This window comes from Streptomyces sp. NPDC014801 (genome assembly GCF_043082085.1).
Taxonomy (GTDB): domain Bacteria; phylum Actinomycetota; class Actinomycetes; order Streptomycetales; family Streptomycetaceae; genus Streptomyces.
On record NZ_JBIBXG010000003.1, the window covers coordinates 40,425 to 56,939 of the forward strand.

At 73.2% G+C, this 16,515-nt stretch carries 13 protein-coding genes; 10 read left to right on the forward strand and 3 right to left on the reverse strand.

The window, feature by feature from the left end:
• Positions 1 to 6 precede the first annotated feature (6 nt).
• Entirely contained in the window at positions 7 to 426 is a 420-nt protein-coding gene (locus ACF1AL_RS06955; protein WP_366836435.1) for a DUF6278 family protein, read from the forward strand.
• A gap of 138 nt (positions 427 to 564) precedes the next feature.
• Entirely contained in the window at positions 565 to 1,308 is a 744-nt protein-coding gene (locus ACF1AL_RS06960) for an amino acid ABC transporter ATP-binding protein (protein WP_391779771.1), read from the forward strand.
• A 426-nt stretch (positions 1,309 to 1,734) separates the two neighbouring features.
• On the opposite strand, the gene ACF1AL_RS06965 is transcribed toward ACF1AL_RS06960, so the two are convergent.
• Positions 1,735 to 2,490 carry a hypothetical protein gene (locus tag ACF1AL_RS06965; protein WP_366836437.1) on the reverse strand — a complete coding sequence of 252 codons (756 nt, stop codon included), beginning with the start codon at positions 2,488 to 2,490 and terminating at the stop codon, positions 1,735 to 1,737.
• An 80-nt stretch (positions 2,491 to 2,570) separates the two neighbouring features.
• Between ACF1AL_RS06965 and ggt the strand changes: the two genes are divergently transcribed.
• Positions 2,571 to 4,370 (forward strand): gamma-glutamyltransferase, encoded by a 1,800-nt coding sequence (ggt, locus tag ACF1AL_RS06970; RefSeq protein ID WP_391825483.1) that lies wholly within the window; start codon positions 2,571 to 2,573, stop codon positions 4,368 to 4,370.
• 6 nt (positions 4,371 to 4,376) lie between these two features.
• On the opposite strand, the gene ACF1AL_RS06975 is transcribed toward ggt, so the two are convergent.
• Both ACF1AL_RS06975 and map read right to left on the reverse strand, forming a co-directional pair.
• Complete coding sequence (locus ACF1AL_RS06975) at positions 4,377 to 6,911, reverse strand: ATP-dependent Clp protease ATP-binding subunit (RefSeq protein WP_366836439.1); 2,535 nt, start codon at positions 6,909 to 6,911, stop codon at positions 4,377 to 4,379.
• 120 nt (positions 6,912 to 7,031) lie between these two features.
• Complete coding sequence (gene map, locus ACF1AL_RS06980; RefSeq protein WP_366836440.1) at positions 7,032 to 7,799, reverse strand: type I methionyl aminopeptidase; 768 nt, start codon at positions 7,797 to 7,799, stop codon at positions 7,032 to 7,034.
• 33 nt (positions 7,800 to 7,832) lie between these two features.
• On the opposite strand from map, the gene ACF1AL_RS06985 reads away from it, so the two are divergent.
• From ACF1AL_RS06985 to hydA, 7 genes are all read left to right on the forward strand, one after another.
• Complete coding sequence (locus ACF1AL_RS06985) at positions 7,833 to 8,099, forward strand: helix-turn-helix transcriptional regulator (RefSeq protein ID WP_366836441.1); 267 nt, start codon at positions 7,833 to 7,835, stop codon at positions 8,097 to 8,099.
• A 112-nt stretch (positions 8,100 to 8,211) separates the two neighbouring features.
• Positions 8,212 to 9,831 (forward strand): hypothetical protein, encoded by a 1,620-nt coding sequence (locus tag ACF1AL_RS06990; protein WP_391825484.1) that lies wholly within the window; start codon positions 8,212 to 8,214, stop codon positions 9,829 to 9,831.
• Between the two features lie 401 nt (positions 9,832 to 10,232).
• Positions 10,233 to 11,075, forward strand: coding sequence for a nitrilase-related carbon-nitrogen hydrolase (locus ACF1AL_RS06995; RefSeq protein ID WP_391825485.1), 843 nt, complete (start codon positions 10,233 to 10,235; stop codon positions 11,073 to 11,075).
• A gap of 29 nt (positions 11,076 to 11,104) precedes the next feature.
• Positions 11,105 to 12,355 carry an aspartate aminotransferase family protein gene (locus ACF1AL_RS07000; RefSeq protein WP_391702145.1) on the forward strand — a complete coding sequence of 417 codons (1,251 nt, stop codon included), beginning with the start codon at positions 11,105 to 11,107 and terminating at the stop codon, positions 12,353 to 12,355.
• A gap of 35 nt (positions 12,356 to 12,390) precedes the next feature.
• Positions 12,391 to 14,025 (forward strand): PucR family transcriptional regulator, encoded by a 1,635-nt coding sequence (locus tag ACF1AL_RS07005; RefSeq protein ID WP_391701991.1) that lies wholly within the window; start codon positions 12,391 to 12,393, stop codon positions 14,023 to 14,025.
• A 168-nt stretch (positions 14,026 to 14,193) separates the two neighbouring features.
• On the forward strand, positions 14,194 to 15,036 hold the full coding sequence (locus ACF1AL_RS07010) for a nitrilase-related carbon-nitrogen hydrolase (RefSeq protein WP_366836445.1): 843 nt from the start codon (positions 14,194 to 14,196) through the stop codon (positions 15,034 to 15,036).
• A gap of 64 nt (positions 15,037 to 15,100) precedes the next feature.
• Complete coding sequence (gene hydA, locus ACF1AL_RS07015) at positions 15,101 to 16,504, forward strand: dihydropyrimidinase (protein WP_386914428.1); 1,404 nt, start codon at positions 15,101 to 15,103, stop codon at positions 16,502 to 16,504.
• The last annotated feature ends 11 nt before the right edge of the window (positions 16,505 to 16,515 follow it).

The following is a 16,515-nucleotide window of genomic DNA, read 5'->3' on the forward strand; positions in this document are numbered from 1 at the left end:
GGTCGTATGAACCTCCCTTTTCTGGGCAACCGGCGCAGGAAGATCGGTGAGACGCGGTTCACGGCGGCCCCGGAGGCGGTCGCCGCCCTGCTGTCGGAGTGCGAACTGCTGCGCTCGCAGGCCGCCGAGGCCGGCGTACGGCTCGACGACACGGCGGCCTCGCTGGAGGCGCTGGACCAGCTCGTGCCGCGCTGGCGGGACGACGCGGAGACCCTGCCCTGGCTCGGCAACGACGCGGGCCTGTACCTGGGCACGGTCGTCGTGCGCACGGTGCCCGGAGCGGCCTGGGAGATCCGGGCCGGTGAGCCGCCGCTGGTCCGCCTCGCCTCGGGACGGGAGATCGACGTGGTGCGGGCGGGCCGGGACTGGGCCGAGAGCGGGGTCCCCGAACTGTCGCAGCTGTACGCCGAGGTCGCCGAGGTCTGAACGAAAGGGTGAGGCCATGGCCCGGATTGCGGCTTAAATACGGCTTATGCCCGGAAGGTGCGTGTCGTCGGACCGGGTGCGGAGCCGGTGGATAGGTTCTGGCCACCACGACACAGCTGAGAGTGAGTAGGGCTGCGCATGGCGATCGATCCCTTGATCGAGCTGCGGAACGTCAACAAGTACTTCGGAGAGCTGCACGTCCTGCAGGACATCGATCTCGCGGTCGGCAGGGGAGAGGTGGTCGTGGTCATCGGCCCGTCCGGGTCGGGCAAGTCGACGCTGTGCCGGGCGGTCAACCGGCTGGAGCCCATCCACTCGGGCACCATCCTGCTGGACGGGCAGCCCCTTCCCGAGGAGGGCAAGGAGCTCGCCCGGCTGCGCGCCGAGGTCGGCATGGTCTTCCAGTCCTTCAACCTCTTCGCCCACAAGACCGTGCTGCAGAACGTCTCCCTCGGCCAGGTCAAGGTCCGCCGCCGCAAGAGGGAGGAGGCCGACCGGCGTTCGCGCGCGCTGCTGGAGCGGGTCGGCGTGGCCGCCCAGGCGGACAAGTACCCCGCACAGCTCTCCGGAGGGCAGCAGCAGCGCGTCGCCATCGCCCGGGCCCTTGCCATGGACCCCAAGGCGATGCTGTTCGACGAGCCGACCTCCGCCCTCGACCCGGAGATGATCAACGAGGTGCTGGAGGTGATGCGGCAACTCGCCCAGGAGGGCATGACCATGGTCGTCGTCACCCACGAGATGGGCTTCGCCCGGTCCGCCGCCAACCGTGTGGTCTTCATGGCGGACGGCCGGATCGTAGAGGACCGCCACCCCGAGGAGTTCTTCACCGACCCGCACAGCGACCGCGCCAAGGACTTCCTCTCCAAGATCCTCGCGCACTGAGGGAGTTCAGACCCCGGCACGCCGTCCGACGTGCCGGAACCGAACGAGGAGCACGCTGCATGGTCCGTACCGCTTGTGCCCGCACGGCGGTTCTCAACTACGATGTGCCGTTCATCCCTGTGGTGACGACCGAGGCCGTACCCGCCGGTACGGCCGCACCACGAACGCTGCTGCCGGGGGTGGGTCCCCCCACGGCCCCTCGTCCGTAGGGGGCAGCAGTACACAGGGCCATACCCGCCCGGCCGCGGCCGCAGATCACTGCGCGCGGCGGATGCGACCCACGCCAGGGGCCGCCCGCCGCGAGCAGAAGGTCAGCCGCGTGCCGGTCGGGTTGTGCTCGTTACGGGGGGTGTTCCCGGTCCCGGGGACGCAGGCGGTCCCCGGCCGCTCGCCGAGGGAGCGCGCCCGCGCGGCGGTGAGCCTTCGTCAGGCCTGCGCCCGGTGGGAGTTCCTGGGCGAGGCCGGCAGCGGGGTCTGCGCGGCCCGGGTGACGTCCGCGACCAGCTCCACCACGTCCGGGCCGTACGCCTGCGAGTTGACCACCTTCAGCAGCAGCACGAACGAGTTCCTGCCGTGCTTGCGGGCGAGCCGCTCGTGGTTGCGGGCGAGGTAGCGGGTGGCGGCCTGGTTGGTGATGGCGGTCTGGCCGCAGAAGACGAACACCGGCCGGTCGCCGTGGCTGTCGTGCACGGTGAGCCGGGCCAGCAGCACGTACTCGGCGCGGCCGGACTCCAGCCGGTACCGCTCCGAGCCGATCTGGAAGGCGCCCCGGTCCGGGCCGGGTTCGGCGTCCACGTTCACCCGCACCCCCGGCAGCAGGGACGCCAGATGGGCCGCGGTACGGCGGTTGGAGGCGGGCCCGCCGACACAGAACTCGGTGCGCTCGCCGAAGCCCTGACGGGCCGTGTCGTGGGCCAGCACCTGGGCGTGGGCGCGGCAGTCCTTGATGAGCGCGGCGAGTTCGAGGAGGGCGAACACGTCGTGGCGCATCACCGCCAGTTCCGGGCCCCCGGCGTTGCGGTTGACCACCAGCAGCGACTCGGAGTCGTCCGGCAGCCCGAAGAACGCCTGCTTGCGCCGTAGTTTCCGCTTCCACAGCCAGGTGCGGGACATCCAGCCCAGCGCGGCACTGATGCCGGCGGCTATCACACCGAGGACGATGTTGCGCACGTCGTCGTTCATGGGCGCGCATGGTACGGGACTGACGTGCCCATGATGGTGAACTAGGCTGCGCGGACGATCCCTCTCGACTGGAGGTGCGGATGCGTCGCCCCGTAGCCCGGAAACTGTCCGTCCTGGCGGTCTCGGCCGCCGTGGTGTCGGTGGGGGCGGCGGCCCCGCCCACCCCGCACCGGGATCCCGTGCCGAAGGTGCCCCTCGCCGTCGGGTACGGCGGCGCCGTCGCCAGTGTCGACGCGGACGCCTCCGCCGCCGGCATCGAGGTGCTGAGGAAGGGCGGCAACGCGGTCGACGCGGCCGTCGCCACCGCCGCCGCGCTCGGCGTCACCGAGCCCTACTCCGCCGGCATCGGCGGGGGCGGCTACTTCGTCTACTACGACGCCAAGACCCGTACCGTGCACACCATCGACGGCCGCGAGACCGCCCCGCTGAGCGCGGACCGGAACCTCTTCACGGAGAACGGCAAACCGCTCGCCTTCGCCGACGCCGTCAGCAGCGGGCTGAGCGTGGGCACCCCGGGCACGCCCGCCACCTGGCAGGCCGCCCTGGACGCCTGGGGCAGCAAGCGGCTGGCGAGCGTGCTCAAGCCCGCCGAGCGGCTGGCCCGCGACGGGTTCACCGTCGACGACACCTTCCGCTCGCAGACCGCCGCCAACGAGACCCGTTTCCGCTACTTCCCGGACACCGCGAAGCTGTTCCTGCCCGGCGGCCGGCTGCCCGCCGTCGGCTCGACGTTCAAGAACCCCGACCTCGCCGCCACCTACGCCGAACTGGCCCGCAAGGGCGTCGGCGCGATCTACCACGGCGACCTCGGCCGGGACATCGTCGGCACCGTCAACCACCCGCCCGTGGACCCGGCCTCCGGCTGGAACGCCCGCCCGGGCAAGCTGACCCCGCGCGACCTGGCCGCCTACCGCGCCAAGTACCAGGCGCCCACCAAGACGTCGTACCGCGGACTCGGCGTGTACTCCATCGCGCCCTCCTCCTCCGGCGGCACCACCGTCGGCGAGGCGCTCAACATCCTGGAGAACACCGACCTGTCGAAGGCGAGCGAGGCGCAGTACCTGCACCGCTACATCGAGGCGAGCCGGATCGCGTTCGCCGACCGCGGGCGCTGGGTCGGCGACCCCGCCTTCGAGGACGTACCGGCGAAGGAACTGCTCTCCCAGCGGTACGCCGACTCACGGGCCTGCCTGATCAAGGACGACGCGGTGCTCACCAGTCCCGTGCCGCCCGGCGACCCGCGCCATCCCGCCGACTGCGGCGCCCCGGGCACCGCCGCGCCCACGACGTACGAGGGCGAGAACACCACGCACCTCACCGTCGCCGACAAGTGGGGCAACGTCGTCGCCTACACGCTCACCATCGAGCAGACCGGCGGCAGCGGCATCACCGTGCCCGGCCGCGGGTTCCTGCTCAACAACGAGCTGACCGACTTCTCCTTCGCCCCGGCCAACCCGGCCGTGCACGACCCGAACCTGCCCGGCCCGGGCAAGCGGCCGCGCTCGTCGATCTCGCCGACGATCGTGCTCGACCGGCACGACAGGCCGGTCGTGGCGCTCGGTTCGCCCGGCGGCGCGACCATCATCACCACCGTGCTGCAGACCCTGACCGGGTTCCTCGACCGCGGGCTGCCGCTGGTCGACGCGATCGCCGCGCCCCGCGCCAGCCAGCGCAACGCCGCGCAGACCGAACTCGAACCCGGCCTGTGGAACAGCGACCTGCGGGGCCGGCTGGAGAAGATCGGCCACTCCTTCAAGCTCAACCCGGAGATCGGCGCCGCGACCGGCGTGCAGCGGCTGCCCGACGGCCGCTGGCTCGCCGCCGCCGAGAAGGTGCGCCGCGGCGGCGGCTCGGCGATGGTCGTCCGCCCGGCGTCCTGACGGCTCTCACAGTTCGGGGGCGGGCTGCTCACGCGTGCGGAACGCCAGCCGCCCGTCCTCGACGTCGACGGTCACCCGGCCGCCCTCGCCGATCGTGCCGTTCAGCAGCAGCCGCGAGAGCTGGTTGTCGACCTCCCGCTGGATGGTCCGGCGCAGCGGCCGGGCGCCGTACTCCGGCTGGTAGCCGCGCTCGGCCAGCCAGTCCACGGCGGCGTCGGTGAAGTCCACCGTGACGCCCTGCGCGTGCACCAGCCGGCGGGTCTGCTCCAGCAGCAGCTGGGTGATCTGCCGCAGTTCGTCGCCGGTGAGCTGGCGGAAGACGACGATCTCGTCGATGCGGTTGAGGAACTCCGGCCGGAAGTGCTCGCGCAGCGGCCGCAGGATCTGCTCGCGCCGCGCCTCCTCGTCGGCGTCCGTGCCGGTCGCGCCGAAGCCGATGCCGGCGCCGCGCCGGGTGATGGCCTCCGACCCCAGGTTGCTGGTCATCACGATCACGGTGTTGGTGAAGTCGACCGTGCGGCCCTGGGAGTCGGTCAGCCGGCCGTCGTCCAGCACCTGCAGCAGGATGTTGAAGACGTCCGGGTGCGCCTTCTCCACCTCGTCGAGCAGCAGCAGCGAGTACGGGTGCCGGCGCACCACCTCGGTGAGCTGCCCCGCCTCCTCGTGGCCGACGTACCCGGGCGGGGCACCGACCAGCCGGGAGACGGTGTGCCGCTCCTGGTACTCGCTCATGTCGAGGCGGACCATGCGGTCCTCGCTGCCGAACAGGGCCTCCGCCAGCGCCCGCGCCAGCTCCGTCTTGCCGACGCCGGTCGGGCCGAGGAAGAGGAAGGAGCCGATCGGCCGGTTCGGGCTGGACAGGCCGGCGCGGTTGCGCAGCACCGCCTCCGAGACGACGCTCACGGCCTCCTCCTGGCCGACCACCCGCTGGTGCAGGTGCTCCTCCAGCCCCAGCAGGCGTTCCTTCTCCTCCTGGGTGAGGCTGCTGACCGGGATGCCGGTCTGCCGGGACACCACCTCGGCGATGGCCTCCGCGGTGACCTGGAGGTTCTGGCCCTCGTCGGCCTCCCCGTCGCCGCCCTGCTCGGCGATGCGCTGCTTCAGCTCGGTGATCCGGTCGCGCAGCTGCGTGGCCGTCTCGTACTGCTCGTCGGCGACGGCCTGGTCCTTGTCGCGGCTGAGCTGCTCGACCTCGCGTTCCATGGCCCGTACGTCGGTGCCCTTGGTGCGCGCCTGCAGCCGCACCCGCGCGCCCGCCTGGTCGATCAGGTCGATCGCCTTGTCCGGCAGCCGCCGGTCGGTCAGATAGCGGTCGGACAGCTCCACGGCCGCCACCAGCGCCTCGTCGGTGTAGCGGACCTGGTGGTGGGCCTCGTAGCGGTCGCGCAGCCCGCGCAGGATCTCCAGGGCGTCCTCGACGGTCGGCTCCGGCACCAGGATCGGCTGGAACCGGCGGGCGAGGGCCGCGTCCTTCTCGATCCGGCGGAACTCCTCCAGTGTGGTGGCGCCGACGATGTGCAGCTCGCCGCGGGCCAGGGCGGGCTTGAGGATGTTGCCCGCGTCCATGGTGCCGCCCTCGCCGCCACCCCCCGCGCCGACGACGGTGTGCAGCTCGTCGATGAAGACGATGAGCTGGTCGGAGTGGGTGCGGATCTCCTCGACGATGGTGTTCAGGCGTTCCTCGAAGTCGCCGCGGTACCGGGTGCCGGCGACCACCCCGGTCAGGTCCAGGGCGACCACCCGCCGCCCGATGAGGATGTCCGGCACGTCGCCGTCCGCGATCCGCTGCGCGAGTCCCTCCACGATGGCGGTCTTGCCCACGCCCGCGTCGCCGATCAGCACGGGGTTGTTCTTGCCGCGCCGGGACAGCACCTCGATGGTCTGCTCGATCTCCGTGTCCCGCCCGATCACCGGGTCGATACGGCCCTGACGCGCCAGGTCGGTGAGGTCGCGGCCGTACTTGTCGAGCGTCGGGGTGCCCGTGGGCCGCGCCCGCTCGGCACGCGGCACCTGCGGGGCCTCCGGCGCGGGCGGCGGCCCCGAGGGGGCGAACCGTGCCGCGTTGAGGATGTGCCCGGCGGCGGAGTCCGGGTTGGCGGCGAGCGCGCTGAGCACGTGCTCGGGGCCGATGTAGCCGGCGCCGCTGGACCGGGCCATCTCGTGCGCGTCCAGCAGGGCGCGCTTGACCGCCGGGGTGAGGGAGAGCGAGGTCGGCGCGGGAGCCTCGCCGGGGGGATGCTGGACCGGACCCGACCGTTCGTCGATCTCCGAGGCCAGCGAGTCGGGGTCCGCGCCCGCACGGCTGAGCAGGCTGCGGGTGGGCTCGCTGGCCAGCGCCGCCCGCAGCAGGTGCTCGGTGTCCAGATCGCGGCTGCCGTGCTCGGCGGCGTACTGCGCGGCGCCGCGCACCAGTTCCCTGGCGGGCTGGCTGAGCAGACGGCCGATGTCGATCTGGCGGGGCCCCGGGCGGGGGCCGCCGAAGAAGCGGGCGAGGAATTCTCCGAAGGGGTCGCCCTCCGGGCCGAGGTAGCCGCTGGTCATGGCGCTCCGTTCCTTCGCTGAGACGTACCGGAGGCGGGTAACCGGGGGTGGGGTCGGTCATGCCCACGATGGCATGTTCTGCGGGGACGTGCGCCTTTTGGCCCCTCGAGCGGACGGGCTTCACCGCTGCGTGAGGATGCGGGGTCCTTCCTCCGTGATCGCCACGGTGTGTTCCACGTGCGCGGCGCGGCTGCCGTCGGTGGTGCACAGCGTCCAGCCGTCCGGGGCCGTGCGGTAGCTGTCCGTACCCCCGGCGATCAGCATCGGCTCGATCGCGAGGACCATGCCGCGGCGCAGGGGCAGGCCGCGGCCGGGGCGGCCCTCGTTGGGGACGGGCGGGTCCTCGTGCATACGGCGGCCGATGCCGTGGCCGCCGTAGTCCTCCATGAGGCCGTAGCCCGCCGTGCGGCACACCGTGCCGATGGCGTGGGCGATGTCTCCGATGCGGTTGCCGACCACGGCGGCCTCGATGCCGGCGGCGAGGGCGCGTTCCGCGGTCTCGATCAGGCGCAGGTCCGCGGGGCGGGGGCGGCCCACGGTGAAGCTGATCGCGGAGTCGCCGGCCCAGCCGTTCAGCTGCGCGCCGAAGTCGACGGAGACCAGGTCGCCGTCGCGCAGGCGGTAGGTCGTGGGGATGCCGTGCACGATCGCGTCGTTCACGGAGGCGCAGATCACCGCCGGAAAGGGGGTCGACGCGAAGGACGGCCGGTAGCCCAGGAAGGGGGAGGTCGCGCCGGCCTCGCGCAGGACGTCGTGGGCGATCTCGTCCAGTTCCCGCAGGGAGACGCCGACGTCGGCGGCCTCCCGTACGGCGGTGAGGCCGCGGGCGACGACCTGGCCCGCCTCGTACATCGCGTCGATCGACGTGTCCGTCTTCAGTTCCACCATGCCAATTACTATACCGGTATTAGAATGGGTGCCATGGTGCGCACCCCTCTCACTCCGGAAGAACGCGAGCGCGGCGAGCGGCTCGGGCGACTGCTGCGCGAGGCCCGCGGCGGCCGCAGCATGACCGAGGTCGCGGCGCACGCCGGGATCTCCGCCGAGACGCTCCGCAAGATCGAGACCGGGCGGGCGCCGACGCCGGCGTTCTTCACGGTGGCGGCGCTGGCCGGCGCGCTCGGGCTGTCCATGGACGAGCTGGCCCGCCGGTGCGCCCTCGTCGGCCTGGACGTCACCGCCGCCTGAAGCCCGGGGCCGAGGCTCCGGCACCGATGCCGAAAACTCCCCGTAGCCGTGCCGTAACACGACGGGTGTTGGCTGAGGGACCGGAGTGTTCCCTTCGGGCGGGAGTCGGTCGATGGCGGTGGATCAACTCCCGGGTGCGGTACGGGAGTTCGCGCAGTACCTGGACGCCCTGCTGGCGCGCCTCGACGCGGGCGACGGCTGGTGCGGCGTCTTCTGGCAGCGCGACCCGGACGGCATGCGGGCCTGCCGGGAGGGACGCGAACTGCCGCCCTGGGACGTGCTGGAGGCCCTGCTGCAGGACTTCGCCGGCCGCTACGGCCCCGGGGCCGCCGCGGCGCAGACGGAACGGGCGCGCGCCCTGCACACCGCCGCGGTCACCGCGTACGACGCCCGCCCCGGCGGCCGGGACGCCCTCGCCGACCGCCTCGACGTGATGCTCCGCGAACAGCGCTACGCGGCGGAGCGCTGCGCCGCCCTGACCCGGGCGCTCGCCGCGGCCACGACCCGCGAGGAGGCCGACGCCCTCCGCCACGACCTGGCCTGGTCCCACGACGACCACACCCGAGCGAGGGCCCGCTGCGCGGAGCTCCGCGCCCGCCTGCACCGGCTGACGCCCACGCCAGGTGTGACGCCGGTGTCCACGGCTCACGCGGCCACGGCTGCGGCTGGTCCCGGCACGGCGGCTGCGGGTGGGCCCGCTGCCGCAGCCGCAGCCGCAGCCGGCGGGCCCGCTGCCGTAGCCGCGGCCGCCGGGTCCGCTGCCGTTGCTGCCGGCGCGCCCGCCGGGGCTCCGCCCGCCGCGGCTGCTGCCGCTGGGATCGGCACCGCCCCAGCCGCCAGTCCCGCCGCCCCTGTCCCGGCCCCCGGCGCTGCCGCGCCGCCGTCCCCCACCCACCTCGGCGGCGGGCGGCCCACCCCCGGAGCCCTGGCCACGGAGCGACCCGCCCCTGCGCCCGCCGCCACCGAGCCGGCCGCCCCCGCCGTGCCCGCCGTCGAACGGCCCGCCCCCGTCGGCGGCAGGAAGCGCAAGCTGCGGCGGGGGAGTGCTCGTTTCGCCGGGGCCGTGGACGACGGTGACGCCACCCTGCCCGTGCCGCCCGTGGCCGGGCCCGCGCCCGTGGCGGGCCGTACGCCGCGCGGGGCCCGATTCGCCGGGGCCGTGCAGGAGGCGGACGTTCCGGCGCCGGTCGAGCCCGTGGACGAGGCCGCCCGGCGGCAGGTCGCCGACGCCGTGGGGCGACTGGCCCGGCTGCGCGCCGACGGCCGTACCGGCGAGGCCCACGCGCTGCTCGCCGAGGCCGCCCACTGGCCCGCCGCCCGTTTTCCGCTGCTCGCCGCAGAGCTGCACCGCGCGGGGCTCGGCGCGGACTGGACCACCCTGCTGTGGGAGGCGGCCTCGCTGCCCGCCGCGGGACTCGTCGCCGCGGCCGACGCCCTGGTCGCGGCCGGCCGGGACGCCGACGGCGAGCAGATCCTGCGCCAGGGCGTCGTACGGCCCGCGGACGAGATCGGTGCGGCGGTGCGGGACCTGTACGCCGACGGCCGCCACCGCGAGGCCCATGCGCTGCTCGGCGCCTACGTCCGCGTCCGCCCGCCCGAGGAGGCCGCCCGCAGCGCCGCCGCCGACCCCGCGCTGCTCGCGCCCCTGCTCCTGCACGCCGCCCGCACCGTCTCCGACGAGCACCACTGGGACGTCCTCCACGCCCTCCGCGTCGCGGGCCACACCACCTGACCCGCCCCTGCTTCCGCCCCTGCGCGTCCCCGGGGAGGCGCCCGAACCTCCTGACCCGGCCCCGACCCCGCTTCCGGCCCCGCTTTCGACCCCGCCCGCCCCCGTACCCCCGACCCGGGCCCCGCCCCCGATTCCCACCCCCGTCCGCCCACAACGCCGCCCCCGTCATCAGACCGCCCTCACGCCCCCACCGCGCCACACAAGTCCCCCAAGTCACCACCAACCCCGCCCGTCACCCCCGCGGCCGCGGCCCCGCATCGCCCACGAGAGTGTCAATCGCGCTCCGCCCCGCGGGTTGGCGACGATGGTCTTGGCAAGCCCGTCCGGGAGGCTTACGTTCGTCCCTCTACAGCCTGCTTCTACGGGCGTAGAGGCTCTGACGTCGTGCGAAGGAGCAGCTCATGGCCAACGTCGTCCGTGCCGCCCTGGTCCAGGCCACCTGGACCGGCGACACCGAGTCCATGGTGGCGAAGCACGAGGACCACGCCCGCGAGGCGGCCCGCCAGGGGGCCAAGGTCATCGGCTTCCAGGAGGTGTTCAACGCCCCCTACTTCTGCCAGGTCCAGGAGCCCGAGCACTACCGCTGGGCCGAGCCCGTCCCCGACGGCCCGACCGTACGCCGTATGCAGGAGCTCGCCCGCGACACCGGCATGGTGATCGTCGTCCCCGTCTTCGAGGTCGAGCAGTCCGGCTTCTACTACAACACCGCCGCCGTGATCGACGCCGACGGCACCTATCTCGGCAAGTACCGCAAGCACCACATCCCGCAGGTCCGCGGCTTCTGGGAGAAGTACTACTTCAAGCCCGGCAACCTCGGCTGGCCCGTCTTCGACACGGCGGTCGGCAAGGTCGGCGTCTACATCTGCTACGACCGCCACTTCCCGGAGGGCTGGCGCCAGCTCGGCCTGGGCGGCGCCCAGCTGGTCTACAACCCGTCCGCCACCCACCGCGGCCTGTCGAGCCACCTGTGGAAGCTGGAGCAGCCCGCCGCCGCCGTCGCCAACGAGTACTTCGTCGCCGCGATCAACCGCGTCGGCCAGGAGATCTACGGCGACAACGACTTCTACGGCACCAGCTACTTCGTGGACCCGCGCGGGCAGTTCGTCGGCGAGACCGCCTCCGCCTCCAAGGAGGAACTGCTCGTCCGGGACCTCGACTTCGACCTGATCGACCAGGTGCGGCAGCAGTGGGCCTTCTACCGCGACCGCCGCCCCGACGCCTACGAAGGACTGGTGCAGCCGTGAGCGACCTGTACGCCCGCCACCGCAGCGTGATGCCGGACTGGCTGGCGCTGTACTACGACGACCCGATCGAGATCACGCACGGCGAGGGCCGCCACGTCTGGGACGCCGACGGCCGCCGCTACCTGGACTTCTTCGGCGGCATCCTCACGACGATGACCGCGCACGCCCTGCCGGAGGTCACCAAGGCGGTCAGCGAGCAGGCGGGGCGGATCATCCACTCCTCCACGCTCTACCTCAACCGGCCCATGGTCGAGCTCGCCGAGCGCATCGCGCAGCTCAGCGGCATCCCCGACGCCCGGGTCTTCTTCACCACCTCCGGCACCGAGGCCAACGACACCGCCCTGCTCCTGGCGACGACCTACCGGCGCAGCAACACGATCCTCGCGATGCGCAACAGCTACCACGGCCGCTCCTTCAGCGCCGTCGGCATCACCGGCAACAGCAGCTGGTCGCCGACCTCGCTGTCGCCGCTGCAGACGCTGTACGTCCACGGCGGCGTCCGCACGCGCGGCCCCTACGCGGCGCTGAGCGACGAGGACTTCATCGCCGCCTGCGTCGACGACCTGAAGGACCTCCTCGGCCACACCCGCGCCCCGGCCGCGCTGATCGCCGAGCCGATCCAGGGCGTCGGCGGCTTCACCTCCCCGCCGGACGGGCTGTACGCCGCGTTCCGCGAGGTGCTCGCCGAGCGGGGCGTGCTGTGGATCGCCGACGAGGTGCAGACCGGCTGGGGCCGCACCGGCGACCACTTCTGGGGCTGGCAGGCGCACGCCCGCAGCGGCCCGCCGGACCTCGTCACCTTCGCCAAGGGCATCGGCAACGGCATGTCCGTCGGCGGGGTGATCGCCCGCGCCGAGATCATGAACTGCCTGGACGCCAACAGCATCTCCACCTTCGGCGGCACCCAGGTCACCATGGCCGCCGGCCTCGCCAACCTGGCGTATCTGCTGGACCACGACCTGCAGGGCAACGCCCGGCGCGTCGGCGGCCTGCTCATCGAGCGGCTGCGGGGGATCGCCGCCCAGGTACCGGCCGTACGGGAGGTGCGAGGGCGCGGCCTGATGATCGGCGTCGAGCTGACCAAGCCCGGCACGGACGACGCCGACCCGCAGGCCGCGGCGGCGGTGCTGGAGGCCTGCCGCACCGGCGGGCTGCTCATCGGCAAGGGCGGCGGCCACAACACCTCCGCCCTGCGCATCGCCCCGCCGCTGTCCCTGACCGTCGCGGAGGCCGAGGAGGGCGCCGCGATCCTCGAGAACGCTCTGCGGAGCATCCAGTAGCCGTGCGCTGAGCGGAGAACGAGCGGGGAAACGCCATGACCACCACCTGGGAACCCGTGGAACCGGCCCTGTCGGTACGGCAGATCCTCACCCTGGAGCGGGTGCTCGCCGGGGAGCCCGAGGTGGTGGCCGGCGCCGGCCGGCTGGACCGTCCCGTGCGCTGGGTGCACGTCGCGGAGGCGCCCGATGTCGGCGTGATGCTCAGCGGCGGCGAACTGGTGCTCACCACCGGCGTGCTGCTCGCCGGGGACGCGGACAAGCAGGCCGAGTACATCCGCTCCCTGTACCGCGCGGAGGCCGCCGCGGTGGTCCTCGGCCTCGGGCGGGCGTTCCCGGCCGCGCCGGAGGTGATGCGCCGGGCGGCCGAGCGGTGCGGGCTGCCGCTGGTCGTGCTGCACCGGCCGTTCCCCTTCGCCCAGTTGACGGAGGAGGTGCAGGCGCGGCTGGTGCGCCGCAAGTTCGCCGCGGTCAGCCTGTCGGAGTCCGTGCGCACCGCGCTGACCGCGCTGATCACCTCCGGTGCTCCGCTGCAACGCCTCCTCGACGAGATCGCCCGGCACAGTGCCTGCCCCGTCGTCGTCACCAACCTCGCCCACCGGGTGCTGGCCACGGCGGGGGAGCAGGCCGCGGTGGACGACGTCCTGCGGGACTGGGAGCGCATCGCCCGGCGGGCCGGCGCCGGCGAGGGGGAGGGCGAGGGGTGGATCCGCGCCGAACTCGGCAGCCGTGGCGAACGCTGGGGCCGGCTGACGCTGTGCGGCCATCGCGGTGATCCGGCGGTCGGCCGCCTCCTCGCCGACCGGGCCGCCGAGGCGCTCGTGCTGCACCGGATGCTCGCCGGTCCCGCGGCCCGCAGCTGGGAGGAGCAGTCCGCGCGCAGCCTGCTCACCGACCTGGTCTCCGGCGCCGTACCGGCCCGGCAGCTGCTGCCGCGGGCGCGTGCCGCCGGACTCCCGGTCAACCGGCGCACCTTCGTCCCCGTCGTCGTCCGCGACCGCGGTCCCGCGGAACTCGACCGGGTGCTGCGGCTGCTGGGCCTGACCGGACTCGTCGCCGAGGCGGCGGGAGCCGCCGGGGCCGCCGAGGCCGCCGGCGCGGCGGGAGCGGCCGGAGCGGCCGGAGCGGCCCGGGCCGGGGGCACCACCACCGCCGTCCTGCTCAGCCTCGCCCGTGACCAGGACGCCGACGCCCTCACCGCGCACTTCGCGGCCCGGCTGCGCGAGACGGCCCCGGTGGTGGTCGCCGCCGCCGACCCGCGCACCGCCTGGGACGACGTACCGGCCGGACTGCGCGAGGCGCGGCACGTCGCGGACGCCGTCGCGGACTGCGCGGCACCCCTCGACCTGCCGCCCGTGGTCCGCCTGCGGGACGTCCATCTGCGCGGGCTGATCCGGCTGCTGCGCGACGACCCGCGGGTGCAGTCCTTCGCGGAACGGGAGCTGGACGGGCTGCTGCGCGACGCCGGGGACGATCTGCTCGCCGTGTTGCGCACCTACCTCGCCACCGGCCGCAACAAGTCCCGCACCGCCCAGCTCCACCACGTCTCCCGGCCCGCCCTCTACCGCCGCCTGGAGGCGATACAGACGCGCCTCGGCGTCGACCTGGACGACTTCGAACAGGCCGCCTCGGTGCACATCGCCCTCCTCGCGCACGACGCGCAACACCCCTGAAAAAGCCCTGAAACCCACGACGACCTGGGGAAACGGCGGTGAGACATGGAGCCGGGCACGGGTGACACGGTGACACGCCGCACGGGTGCGGACGTGACACGCTGCACCTCACCGCGCCCCCTCGGCCCTTCCTACGCTCACGGCACACCGACCGAGCGGAGGCATCCGATGAGCCGAGTGATCCGCGCCGCCCTCTTCCAGACCGCGTGGACGGGCGACAAGGAATCGATGATCCAGGTCCACGAGCAGGCGGTGCGCGACGCCGCCGCCCAGGGCGCCCAGGTGCTGTGCTTCCAGGAGCTGTTCTACGGGCCGTACTTCTGTCAGGTCCAGGACCCCGCCTTCTACGCCTACGCCGAGCAGATCCCGAACGGCCCCGTCACCCGGCGCTTCCAGGCGCTCGCCCGGGAGGCCGGCATCGTGCTGATCCTGCCGATGTACGAGGAGGAACAGCCCGGCGTCCTGTACAACACCGCCGCCGTCATCGACGCCGACGGCACCTACCTCGGCAAGTACCGCAAGACGCACATCCCCCAAGTGCGCGGCTTCTGGGAGAAGTTCTACTTCCGCCCCGGCAACGGCGGCTGGCCCGTCTTCGACACCGCCGCCGGCCGGATCGGCGTCTACATCTGCTACGACCGGCACTTCCCGGAGGGCTGGCGGGCCCTCGGCCTCGCCGGCGCCGAGATCGTCTTCAACCCGTCGGCCACCTCGCGCGGCCTGTCCCGCTACCTGTGGCAGCTGGAGCAGCCCGCGGCGGCCGTCGCCAACGAGTACTTCGTCGGCGCGATCAACCGCGTCGGCGTCGAGGACCTCGGCGACAACGACTTCTACGGCACCAGCTACTTCGTCGACCCCGAGGCGCAGTTCGTCGGCGAGGTCGCGAGCGACAAGGAGACCGAGCTGGTCGTGCGGGACCTGGACCTGGCCAAGCTGCGCGAGGTCCGCGACCGCTGGCAGTTCTACCGCGACCGCGCGCCCGGGGCGTACGCGCCGCTGACGGCGCCGTAGAGACGACCCCGCGCGACCCGCCACCCATCACCGCCACGTACCCACCGGGAGGAGCGATACAGACATGAGCAGCCGCACCGCGATCCGTGGTGGCCTCGTCGTCACCGCGTCCGACGAGATCCACGCCGACGTCCTGATCGAGGACGGCCGTATCGCCGCCCTCGCCGCCTCCGGCACCCCGGCCGCCGCGGCGTGGACGGCGGAGCGGACGATCGACGCCACCGGGAAGTACGTCCTCCCGGGCGGCGTCGACGCCCACACCCACATGGAGCTGCCGTTCGGCGGCACCTTCGCCTCCGACACCTTCGAGACCGGCACCCGGGCCGCCGCCTGGGGCGGCACCACCACGATCGTCGACTTCGCGGTGCAGAGCGTCGGGCACACCCTGCGCGAGGGCCTGGACGCCTGGCACGCCAAGGCGGAGGGCAACTGCGCGATCGACTACGGCTTCCACATGATCGTCTCCGACGTCGACGACGAGACGCTGAAGGAGATGGACCTGCTGGTGGAGGAGGGCGTGACCTCCTTCAAGCAGTTCATGGCCTACCCGGGCGTCTTCTACAGCGACGACGGGCAGATCCTGCGCGCCATGCAGCGCTCCGCCGAGAACGGCGGGCTGATCATGATGCACGCCGAGAACGGCATCGCCATCGACGTCCTCGTGCAGCAGGCCCTGGAGCGCGGCGAGCGGGACCCCCGCTACCACGGCGAGGTCCGCAAGGCGCTGCTGGAGGCCGAGGCCACCCATCGCGCGATCCGGCTCGCGCAGGTCGCCGGGGCGCCGCTGTACGTCGTGCACGTCTCGGCGACGGAGGCGGTGGCCGAGCTGGCCCGGGCCCGCGACGAGGGGCTGCCGGTGTTCGGGGAGACCTGCCCGCAGTACCTGTTCCTGTCCACGGACAACCTCGCCGAGCCGGGCTTCGAGGGCGCCAAGTACGTGTGCTCCACGCCCCTGCGGCCCAAGGAGCACCAGGCGCAGCTGTGGAAGGGCCTGCGCACCAACGACCTGCAGGTCGTCTCCACCGACCACTGCCCGTTCTGCTTCAAGGGCCAGAAGGAACTGGGCCTGGGCGACTTCTCCAAGATCCCCAACGGGCTGCCGGGCGTGGAGAACCGGATGGACCTGCTCCACCAGGCCGTCGTCGACGGGCACATCTCCCGGCGCCGCTGGATCGAGATCGCCTGCGCCGCCCCGGCCCGGATGTTCGGCCTGTACCCGAAGAAGGGCACCCTCGCCCCGGGCGCGGACGCGGACGTGGTGATCTACGACCCGCACGCCGAGCAGGTGATCTCCGCCGAGACGCACCACATGAACGTCGACTACTCGGCGTACGAGGGCAAGCGGGTCACCGGCCGGGTGGAGACCGTGCTCTCGCGCGGCGAACTCGTCATCGACCAGCGGGAGTACACCGGGCACGCCGGTCACGGCGTCTACCTTCCCCGCTCGACCTGTCAGTACCTCACCTAGGAGTGGCGCCC

What these genes read in the sequence shown, in the direction of transcription:
- ACF1AL_RS06955 (WP_366836435.1), top strand. Translation starts at nt 7, where the DNA reads ATGAACCTCCCTTTTCTGGGCAACCGGCGCAGGAAGATCGGTGAGACG.
- ACF1AL_RS06960 (WP_391779771.1), top strand. Translation starts at nt 565, where the DNA reads ATGGCGATCGATCCCTTGATCGAGCTGCGGAACGTCAACAAGTACTTC.
- ACF1AL_RS06965 (WP_366836437.1), bottom strand. Translation starts at nt 2,490, where the DNA reads ATGAACGACGACGTGCGCAACATCGTCCTCGGTGTGATAGCCGCCGGC.
- ggt (WP_391825483.1), top strand. Translation starts at nt 2,571, where the DNA reads ATGCGTCGCCCCGTAGCCCGGAAACTGTCCGTCCTGGCGGTCTCGGCC.
- ACF1AL_RS06975 (WP_366836439.1), bottom strand. Translation starts at nt 6,911, where the DNA reads ATGACCAGCGGCTACCTCGGCCCGGAGGGCGACCCCTTCGGAGAATTC.
- map (WP_366836440.1), bottom strand. Translation starts at nt 7,799, where the DNA reads ATGGTGGAACTGAAGACGGACACGTCGATCGACGCGATGTACGAGGCG.
- ACF1AL_RS06985 (WP_366836441.1), top strand. Translation starts at nt 7,833, where the DNA reads ATGGTGCGCACCCCTCTCACTCCGGAAGAACGCGAGCGCGGCGAGCGG.
- ACF1AL_RS06990 (WP_391825484.1), top strand. Translation starts at nt 8,212, where the DNA reads ATGGCGGTGGATCAACTCCCGGGTGCGGTACGGGAGTTCGCGCAGTAC.
- ACF1AL_RS06995 (WP_391825485.1), top strand. Translation starts at nt 10,233, where the DNA reads ATGGCCAACGTCGTCCGTGCCGCCCTGGTCCAGGCCACCTGGACCGGC.
- ACF1AL_RS07000 (WP_391702145.1), top strand. Translation starts at nt 11,105, where the DNA reads ATGCCGGACTGGCTGGCGCTGTACTACGACGACCCGATCGAGATCACG.
- ACF1AL_RS07005 (WP_391701991.1), top strand. Translation starts at nt 12,391, where the DNA reads ATGACCACCACCTGGGAACCCGTGGAACCGGCCCTGTCGGTACGGCAG.
- ACF1AL_RS07010 (WP_366836445.1), top strand. Translation starts at nt 14,194, where the DNA reads ATGAGCCGAGTGATCCGCGCCGCCCTCTTCCAGACCGCGTGGACGGGC.
- hydA (WP_386914428.1), top strand. Translation starts at nt 15,101, where the DNA reads ATGAGCAGCCGCACCGCGATCCGTGGTGGCCTCGTCGTCACCGCGTCC.